The following is a 230-nucleotide window of genomic DNA, read 5'->3' as shown; positions in this document are numbered from 1 at the left end:
AATTCCGGGTCGATCTGCCAGTCGTTGCGCAAGCGGAGCAGCCAATGGGCTTGCGCCTTATAATCGATGCTCGGGATCTTGATCCGCGTGCCTCCGGCATTGGTATAGGTCGTCGTGACCACGCCCGTGACAGGGTCGGTGAAGGACTTGTCCGGTTGCAGATACACGTCGAACTTGCCACGCTTCCAGGCGACCGATTGGTTGATCTCGAGCCCGTGGACCGGCGAAAA

Annotated in this window: 1 protein-coding gene; it reads right to left on the bottom strand. The window is 59.1% G+C overall.

The window, feature by feature from the left end:
* Positions 1 to 230, bottom strand: a 230-nt coding sequence (locus RAD04_RS39205) for a hypothetical protein (RefSeq protein ID WP_461628039.1), incomplete at both ends; no start/stop codon positions are given.

Source organism: Bradyrhizobium sp. 25ACV (assembly GCF_054863005.1).
This window is presented reverse-complemented; position numbering and strand designations above follow the sequence as displayed.